This window comes from Brevundimonas diminuta ATCC 11568, from assembly GCF_000204035.1.
GTDB lineage: Bacteria > Pseudomonadota > Alphaproteobacteria > Caulobacterales > Caulobacteraceae > Brevundimonas > Brevundimonas diminuta.
Genome location: NZ_GL883086.1, coordinates 1305259 through 1313895, shown reverse-complemented (window position 1 = coordinate 1313895; position 8637 = coordinate 1305259). Strand labels below are relative to the sequence as shown.

At 67.6% G+C, this 8637-nt stretch carries 9 protein-coding genes and 1 pseudogene; 8 read left to right on the top strand and 2 right to left on the bottom strand.

The annotated features are described in order from the left end of the window. From BDIM_RS10240 to ssb, 3 genes and pseudogenes are all read left to right on the top strand, one after another. Positions 1–268 (top strand): annotated as a pseudogene (locus BDIM_RS10240) (hypothetical protein); the annotation flags it as partial. Then, positions 265–693 (top strand): hypothetical protein, encoded by a 429-nt coding sequence (locus BDIM_RS10235; RefSeq protein ID WP_003165523.1) that lies wholly within the window; start codon positions 265–267, stop codon positions 691–693. The pseudogene BDIM_RS10240 and the gene BDIM_RS10235, both read left to right, overlap by 4 nt. An 88-nt stretch (positions 694–781) precedes the next feature. Beyond that, positions 782–1282 (top strand): single-stranded DNA-binding protein, encoded by a 501-nt coding sequence (gene ssb, locus BDIM_RS10230; RefSeq protein ID WP_003165522.1) that lies wholly within the window; start codon positions 782–784, stop codon positions 1280–1282. A 64-nt stretch (positions 1283–1346) separates the two neighbouring features. Here ssb and BDIM_RS10225 read toward each other — a convergent pair whose 3' ends face one another. Further along, entirely contained in the window at positions 1347–1913 is a 567-nt protein-coding gene (locus BDIM_RS10225) for a nucleoside 2-deoxyribosyltransferase domain-containing protein (protein ID WP_003165521.1), read from the bottom strand. 61 nt (positions 1914–1974) lie between these two features. Between BDIM_RS10225 and BDIM_RS10220 the strand changes: the two genes are divergently transcribed. After that, a complete protein-coding gene (locus BDIM_RS10220) occupies positions 1975–2931 on the top strand; it encodes a DMT family transporter (RefSeq protein WP_081461892.1) in 957 nt (318 codons plus the stop codon). Positions 2932–2936: 5 nt separating this feature from the next. Here the strand turns inward: BDIM_RS10220 and BDIM_RS10215 are convergent, their stop codons facing one another. Next, positions 2937–3422, bottom strand: coding sequence for a superoxide dismutase family protein (locus BDIM_RS10215; protein ID WP_244911901.1), 486 nt, complete (start codon positions 3420–3422; stop codon positions 2937–2939). A 282-nt stretch (positions 3423–3704) separates the two neighbouring features. Here BDIM_RS10215 and gyrA point away from each other — a divergent pair, with 282 nt between their 5' ends. From gyrA to BDIM_RS10195, 4 genes are all read left to right on the top strand, one after another. Next, positions 3705–6446, top strand: coding sequence for a DNA gyrase subunit A (gene gyrA, locus BDIM_RS10210; RefSeq protein ID WP_003165517.1), 2742 nt, complete (start codon positions 3705–3707; stop codon positions 6444–6446). 6 nt (positions 6447–6452) lie between these two features. Further along, positions 6453–7256 (top strand): aminotransferase class IV, encoded by an 804-nt coding sequence (locus BDIM_RS10205; RefSeq protein ID WP_003165516.1) that lies wholly within the window; start codon positions 6453–6455, stop codon positions 7254–7256. A 54-nt stretch (positions 7257–7310) separates the two neighbouring features. Beyond that, positions 7311–7796: a pantetheine-phosphate adenylyltransferase gene (gene coaD / locus BDIM_RS10200; RefSeq protein WP_003165515.1), complete on the top strand. Its 486-nt coding sequence runs from the start codon at positions 7311–7313 to the stop codon at positions 7794–7796. Between the two features lie 26 nt (positions 7797–7822). Then, positions 7823–8637: peptidylprolyl isomerase (locus tag BDIM_RS10195; protein WP_040346828.1), on the top strand; the 815-nt coding region annotated here is incomplete at its 3' end.

The following is an 8637-nucleotide window of genomic DNA, read 5'->3' as shown; positions in this document are numbered from 1 at the left end:
CGCACGCCCTGCGGCCGCCGCATCGGGCACGGCCTGTCTGCGCCACACGGGCTCTGAATGGCGGCAGGTGTCGGGCAATATGAGCCTGGGCGCCTGCGTTCAGGCCCTCTACGCCGGAACCTGCGTGCGACCGGGCGACGCCCAGTACGGCCGCTGGGGCGACACCACCCTGCGTCTGGTGCCGCGCCGCGTCGAGCAGTCCAGCGACAACAACCGCTTCCGCACCCTGGCCCAGCAGGACCGCAACTGTCAGTTCCCGGAGCTGTGACGAAGGTGCGTGTTCTGACCTCTGGATTGGCCGTCGTGCTCGGCTCGGCCGCCCTGGCGGCCTGCGGCGCGCCTCAGCTCAAGGCGCCGACCGACAAGGGCGTCTGCTATCACGTCGGCGAACTGGCCAGCGACGCGCCCCGCTTCAACGTGGTGGCGCGCGATCAGCCGCAGATCGAGTTCTGCGCCGCGCGACTGGAAGAGATGCGCCTGAAATTCCTGAGCCTGGGCGGCAGCAACAATGAGATGGTCGGCGCCTATCAGGGCCAGTTCATCTTCATCGACCGCACGGGCGTCAAATTCAGCAAGAGCCTGGACGGCGCGCGGTTCTTCGCCCTGGCGCGGACCGGCGACGGCCGTCTGGCCATTCCGGGGGCCATCCAGCGCCGGATCGACGGACGCCCCGTGGCGGTGGCGCCCAACTAATCCACCCTGAATGGGGTGAACGAAACTAGAACATTTCGTCCGTTTCGGTTAAGGAGCGGACGACAAGACGAATAAAAGGACATCGGTCATGGCGGGCAGCGTCAACAAGGTCATTCTGGTCGGCAACCTGGGTCGCGACCCGGAAATCCGCTCGCTGAACAACGGCGATCGCGTCGCCAACCTGCGTATCGCCACCTCGGAAACCTGGCGCGACAAGGCCACGGGCGAGCGCAAGGAAAAGACCGAGTGGCACTCGGTCGTCATCTTCAACGACAACATCGTCAAGGTGGCCGAGAACTATTTGAAGAAGGGCTCGACCGTTTACGTCGAAGGCTCGCTGCAGACCCGCAAATGGACCGATCAGCAGGGCGTCGAGAAGTACTCGACCGAGATCGTCATTCAGCGTTTCAACGGCCAGCTGACCATGCTGGGCGGCCGCGGCGACAGCCAGGGCGGCGGCGGTGATCGCGGCGGCTACGGCGGCGGCGGTCGCGACGACGACTATTCCTCGGGCTTCTCGACGGGCGGCGCCAACAAGCCCTCGGGTCCGAAGGAAAGCTACGACCTGAACGACGACATTCCGTTCTAAGGTTCGTTCAGCGGAATATGAAGGCCGCGCCTCTGCTGGGGGCGCGGCCTTTTTCAATGAAGGATCAGCGCGCGAAGCGGCCCTTCTCGGCGGTTTCGGTCAGGGCTTGGCGGACGGCGGCGGTCAGTTGGTCCATCGTCTGGACCTGACGCACGCCATAGGCGCGGGCGGTGATGTCGACGTTGCCCTTGCGCCAGAAGCCCTCGGGGGCCAGCACGATCAGCTTTCCGCCGCGCGCGTGCAGGCCCATTTCCAGCAGGCTGATCGGGCTTTGCGTGCCGGGCGCGAAATACATGACGATGACGTCGGCGCTTTCCAGGGCGGCCAGCTCCCACTCGACCTGGCGGCGAAACTCGGGCTCGTCCGCCTCGGTGCGCCAGGCGGGGTTCCAGTCGGGGCGGCGGGGGTTCAGCACGGTGACGTCCATGTCGCCCAGAGCCTGCGTCAGCGCCGCCTGCCAGTCCGGCGCGCCGCCCATGTCCATGCTGCCGCCCAGGAAGACGCGCGGCCGAGCGTCGTCGATCGGCAGAGGCTGGGGCGAGACGACGACCGTCGGCTCGGCTACGGCGGGCGCGGCGGCGACGCAGGCGGTCAGGACGGCGAGGGCGGACAGCAGCGCAGAGGTCTTCATCGCGTCTCTATAGCCGGTTCGCACGGGCGGAGCAGGGGGCGCGGACGGGTAACCTGCGGTCATGCTTCGTGAGAGGCCAATCGTCGCGCCCTGTGGCAAGCATGGGGGCGTGTCCAGTTTCTCCTCCTCCCCGCACGCGCTGACGCCGCTCGAGATCGCCGCCATCGTGGCCGTTCTGGTCATCTGGGGGGTGAACAACGCCGCCGCCAAGGTCGCCACCGAGGTGCTGCCGCCGCTGATGACGGGGGCGCTGCGCTTCGCCATCGCCGCCGCCTGCCTGGTCTGGTTCGTGCGGCCGCCGTTTCCGAACTGGAAGAGCCTGCTCATCATCGCCGTGGTGGGCGGGCCGATCCACTACGGTCTGATCTACCTGGCCTTCTGGCTGGCTCATGACGTCAGCCCGGTGACGGTGGCGACCCAGCTGTGGATTCCGCTGACGTCCCTGTTCGCCTTCCTGTTGCTGGGCGAGCGGATCAGTCGGATGGCGACCGTCGGCCTGGTGATCGCCTTCATGGGCGTGGCCTGGATGACGCTGGACCCCCACGCCTTGCAGGACTGGAAGGCTATTCTGGTCGGGGCGCTGGGCGCCTCGGCCTGGGCGCTGACGACGGTGATCGCGCGCCGCACCACCTCTATCCCGCCGCTGAAGATGCAGGGACTGCTGGCGCTGATGGCCTTGCCGGCTCTGACGCTGGGTTCGGCCCTGTTCGAGACGGGGCAGTGGGAGGCGGCCAAGGCGGCGACGCCGCTGGTGTGGGGCACCCTGATTTGGGCGGGGGTGATTTCGTCCGTGTTCGCGACCAGTTTGATGTTCTGGCTGGTGCAGAGGCGCGAGGCCGGGCGGGTGACGCCCTATCTGCTGGGCTCGCCCCTGGTGTCGATCCTGATCGGCGGCCTGTTCATGGGCGATGTGCTGACGCCGCAGATCCTGACGGGCGTGGCGATCGCCCTGGCGGGCGTGGTGACGGTGGCCCTGGGGGAGCGCGGCTTGCGCGCCGGCGCTCCCGCCAAGGTTTAGGCGGCCTACTGCGCCTTGATGACGGCGCAGGCCACGCGGTCGCCCGCGCCGCCGATCGGCTGGCTGGAGTGATCGTCGGCGTTGGCGTGGATCACCAGGGCCGAGCCGTCGGCGTCCAGAAGCCACTGGCCGGGGCCGTTCTGCGACAGGCGGGCGTGGCTGGTGAAGACCTCGGCGTTCACGGCGCCGGCGGCGTCGGCGAAGACGTTGGGCAGGTCGCCGTCATCGGGGCCCTCGGCGTTCAGCAGGCCGTGGGGCTTCTTGGGGTCGCCGTGGTTGATGTGAGCGCCGGCCGAGGTGAAGGGCGCCTCGCACTGGCCCGTGGCGTGGATGTGGATGCCGTGCCAGCCGGGCGTCAGGCCCGTGGCCTCGACCTTGATCAGCAGGCCGGTCGAGCCCTGCGTCAGGGTGGCCTTGCCGATGTCGGCGCCCTGGCCGTTGATGATGGCGACCTGAGAGGTCTGGCCCGGCGTGGCGCGCATCATGGCCATGTGGGCGGCGTGCTGATCCGGCGTATGGCCTGCATGGCCCGCATGTTGTTGAGCCGACGCGGCGCCCGCGGCTAGGGCGATCGCCAGAACGCCGGGCGCGATGAAGGCGGTTGGTGTCAAGCGCATGAATTTCCTGTCCTTTTACACGCGGGGATTTCAGCGGCGTTTCTTTGCCACCACGGCCCCCTGATGATAGAAACCTGAATAGCGGATCACGTTCCGATTCCGGCCATCTAAAGCCTGATTTCCTTGACCGACGACAGCTACCAAAACGCCGCCCCCATGGCGCCGGGCGATATTTCGACCATCACCATCGAGGATGAGCTGAAACGCTCCTATCTCGACTACGCCATGAGCGTGATCGTCAGCCGGGCCCTGCCGGACGCGCGCGACGGTCTGAAGCCGGTGCATCGTCGCATCCTCTATTCGATGCACGATCTGAACATGACGCCGGAGCGCGCCTATTCGAAGTGCGCCCGCGTGGTCGGCGACGTGCTGGGCCGGTTCCACCCGCACGGCGACGCCTCGGTCTACATGGCCCTGGTCCGCATGGCTCAGGACTTCTCTATGGGGCTGATGCTGGTCGACGGCCAGGGCAACTTCGGCTCGGTCGACGGCGATATGCCGGCCTCCATGCGTTACACCGAGGCCAAGATGGCCCCGGCCGCCGTGGCCCTGCTGACCGACATCGACAAGGACACCGTCGATTTCCAGCCGAACTACGACGAGAAGGAGCTGGAGCCTGTCGTCCTGCCGGCGCGGATTCCGAACCTGCTGGTCAACGGCGCGGGCGGCATCGCCGTCGGCATGGCGACCAACATCCCGCCGCACAACCTGCGCGAAGTGATCGACGCCGCGGTCGCCCTGCTGGACGATCCGGACGTGTCGGACGACGCCCTGCTGGATATCGTGCCGGGCCCCGACTTCCCCACGGGCGGCGAGATCATGGGCCGCACGGCCCCGCGCAACGCCCTGCGCGACGGTCGCGGCTCGGTCATCGTGCGCGGCAAGGCGTCGATCGAAGAGATCCGTAAGGACCGCGACGCCATCATCATCACCGAACTGCCGTTCCAGGTGAACAAGCAGACCCTGATCGAGCGCATCGCCGAAATGGTGCGCGAGAAGCGTCTGGAAGGCATCGCCGACGTTCGCGACGAGTCCGACCGCCTGGGCATGCGCATCGTCATCGAGCTGAAGCGCGACGCTTCGGGCGATGTGATCCTGAACCAGCTGTATCGCTATACGGCGCTGCAATCCTCGTTCGGCGTCAACATGCTGGCGCTGAACCACGGCCGCCCCGAGCAGATGGGCCTGCGCAAGCTGCTGGAGCTCTTCCTCGACTTCCGCGAGGAGGTGGTGGTCCGTCGTGTCAAGTTCGAACTGGCCAAGGCCCGCGATCGCGGCCACGTCCTGGTCGGTCTGGCCGTCGCCGTCGCCAACATCGACGAGGTGATCCACATCATCCGCAGCTCGGCCGACCCGGCCGAGGCGCGCGAGCGGCTGCAGGCCAAGGCCTGGCCGGTCGGGGACATGATGGCCCTGGTCGAGCTGATCGCCGACCCGCGCACCGTCCTGGTCGAGGGCGACAAGATCCGCCTGACCGATGAACAGGCCCGCGCCATCCTGGCCCTGACGCTGTCGCGTCTGACGGGCCTGGGCCGCGACGACATCTTCGGCGAGGCGCGCACGCTGGCCGACACCATCCAGGGCCACCTGACCATCCTGTCGGATCGCAAGAACGTCCTGGCCATCATCCGCGAAGACCTGCTGCTGGTGAAGGATCAGTTCGGCGTCGATCGCCGCACCCTCATCGGCGAGGGCGACGCCGAGATGGAAGACGAAGACCTGATCCCGCGCGAGGACATGGTCGTGACCGTGACCCACTCGGGCTACGTCAAGCGCGTGGCGCTGAACGCCTATCGGACCCAGCATCGCGGCGGCAAGGGCCGCAGCGGCATGGCGATGAAGGATGAGGACGTCGTCACCAGCGTCTTCAGCGCCTCGACCCACACGCCGGTCCTGTTCTTCGCCACCAACGGCAAGGCCTATAAGCTGAAGACCTGGCGCCTGCCGCTGGGCAATCCGCAGTCGCGCGGCAAGGCCTTCGTCAACCTGCTGCCGATCGAGCCGGGCGACAGCATCATGAATGTGCTGCCCCTGCCGGAAGACGAAACGACCTGGGGCGATTACGACATCATGTTCGCCACCCAGTCGGGCGACGTGCGACGCAACAAGCTCAGCGACTTCGCCACGGTGAACCGCGCGGGCAAGATCGCCATGAAGCTGGAAGACGGCGACGGCATGGTCGGCGTGGGCCTGTGCACGGCCGAGGACGACGTGCTGCTGACGACCGCTCTGGGCCGGGCCATTCGCTTCAAGGCCGACGACGTGCGCGTGTTCAAGGGCCGCGACTCCACCGGCGTGCGGGGCATCCGCCTGCAGGACGGCGATACGGTCATCTCCATGGCCATTCTGGGCCGTGTGGACGCGACGCCGGAAGAGCGCGCCGCCTATGTCAAACACGCCAACGCCATGCGTAAGGCGCTGGCTGGCGCGGACGCGGAAGAAGATGTCGTTACGGTCGAGGCGGACGACGAAGAGGCCGGCGACGCCGCCCTGTCCGTCGAGCGCATTGCGGAACTGGGCGCGGCCGAGCAGTTCATCCTGACGGTCACGGAAACGGGCTTCGGCAAGCGGTCCTCGGCCTATGAGTATCGCCGCACGGGCCGCGGCGGACAGGGGCTGACGGCGCACGGTCTGGGCGGTCGCGCGGGCACGCGCCTGGCCGCCGCCTTCCCGGTCGAGGAGTCGGACGATCTGATGCTGGTCACGGACGGCGGCCAGATGATCCGCACCCCGGTCAGCCAGGTCCGCATCGTTGGCCGCTCCAGCCAGGGCGTGACCATCTTCCGCACCGGCAAGGACGAGAAGGTCGTCTCGGTCGAGCGTCTGGCCGATTCCGGCGGCGACGATGAAGACGGCGACGTCAACGAGACGTCGACCGACGAGGGCGGCGAGGTCTGATCCTGCATGGCCGTCGCTCCTGAACTCTGGATCGACGGCCGACCTGCCGGGGTTGAGGATCTGGGCCGCCAGGCCTTGTTCAACTACGGCGCCGTGACCTCTTTCCGCGTGGAGGGGGGCGGGGTGCGCGGTCTGGATCGGCACCTGGGCCGCCTCAACCGTTCGGCGGTCGAACTGTTCGGCGAGGCTGTCGCCGAAGATCGCCTGCGCGATCAGATGCGGACGGCGCTGGCCGGGCGGGATGAGGCCTGGCTGCGCATCAGCCTGTTTTCAAATGAGCTTTCCCTGCGCCAGCCGGACTGGATCGGCGCGCCGCAGGTGATGATCAGCGTCTCGGCCCCGCCGTCGCCCTTGCCGCACGGGGTGCGTCTGCAAAGCCAGGCCTATGCCCGCGAGGCGCCGCATCTGAAGCACGTCGCCACGATGGCCCTGTTGCGGGCGCGGCGCATGGCGCGGCTGGCGGGTTTCGACGACGCCCTGTTCACCGACGCCGAGGGCCGGATTTCCGAGGGCTCGCTGTGGAATGTCGGCTTCATCGAGGGCGAGACGGTGGTCTGGCCCGAGGCGCCCATGCTGGACGGGGTGGCGCAGGCCCTGATCCGCGAGGCGCTGGAGCGCGCCGGATCGCCGCAGCGGACCGAGGTCGTGCGCCTGTCGGACCTGCCCCGATTTGACGGCGCCTTCCTGTGCAACAGCGCCACGCCCGCGGCGGAAATCGCGGCTGTCGACGACCATGTCTTCACCGGCGCGACGGATGCGGTGCAGCAGATAGACGCCCTTTGGCGATCACAGCCGCGTCAGAAAATCTAGGCCGTTCATTTCGCACCTGCTAAACGGACCCAAACGATGGGGAGGCCGCCGGCCATGCGTATCGGACTTTATCCGGGCACCTTCGATCCGGTCACCAACGGTCATCTCGATATCATCGGGCGGGCGGTCAAGCTGGTGGACCGGCTGGTCATCGGCGTCGCCAAGAACGACGACAAGGGCCCGTTGTTCTCGACCGCCGAGCGGGTCGAGATGCTCAAGGCCGAGGTGGCGCGCTTCAACGCCGACATCGAGGTGCGGCCTTTTTCCAGCCTGCTGATGCATTTCGCCGAGGAACTGGACGCCAGCGTCATCATACGCGGCCTGCGCGCCGTTGCCGATTTCGAGTATGAGTTCCAGATGACGGCGATGAATCAGCGCCTCAACAGCGACATAGAGACGGTGTTCCTGATGGCCGATCCGCGGCATCAGGCCATCGCCTCGCGACTGGTGAAGGAAATCGCCCGGCTGGACGGCCGGATCGACAGCTTCGTCAGTCCGGCGGTCGCCGCGAGCGTGTTGGCCAAGGTCAAGAAGGGTTGAGGTCGGGTTTGAAGATCAAGTCTGTGATGGCGCTGGCGGCGGGCATGGCCCTGCTGGCCGGTGGAGCGATGGCCCAGTCGGGCGGCCAGTCGAGCGATTGGCGCACTGTGGCGCCCGAGAACCTGTGGGTGATCGACACGGCCAAGGGCCGCATCCTGGTGGAGCTGGAGCCGCGCGCGGCGCCGAACCATGTTGAGCGCATCCGCACCCTGACCAATCAGGGCTTCTATGACGGGCTGAAATTCCACCGCGTCATTCCGAACTTCATGGCCCAGACCGGCGACCCTCAGGGCACCGGCGCGGGCGGCAGCGAACTTCCGGACCTGAAGGGCGAGTTCACCTTCCGTCGCGGCCGCGACAGCGGCTTCGTCCCGGTCGAGAACAGCGGGCCGGGCCTGCGCGGCATCATGGGCTCCATCCCGGTGGTGACGCAGCCCGACGCCCAGATGTTCGTCACGGCGGACTTCAAGACCTCGGCCCAGGGGCTGTTCTGCCCCGGCGTGGCGGGCATGGCGCGCGCCGGCTCGCCTGACAGCGCCAACAGCCAATTCTATCTGATGATGGGCCAGAACGACAATCTGAACGGCGCCTACACGGTCTTCGGCCGGGTTGTTCAGGGCCTGGACGTGGTCAAGGCGCTCAAGGCGGGCAACGACGCCAACGACGGGGCCGTCGGTCCCGACGCCGACGTCATGACGCGGGCGCGTCTGGCCTCGTCCATGCCGGAGGCCGAGCGGCCGACGATCCGCGTGGCTGTGCCCGGCTCTGCGCCGTTCAACGCCGCCGTCGAGGCGGCGCGGGCTGAGAAGGGCGCGTCCTTCGGCATCTGCGACGTCCAGCC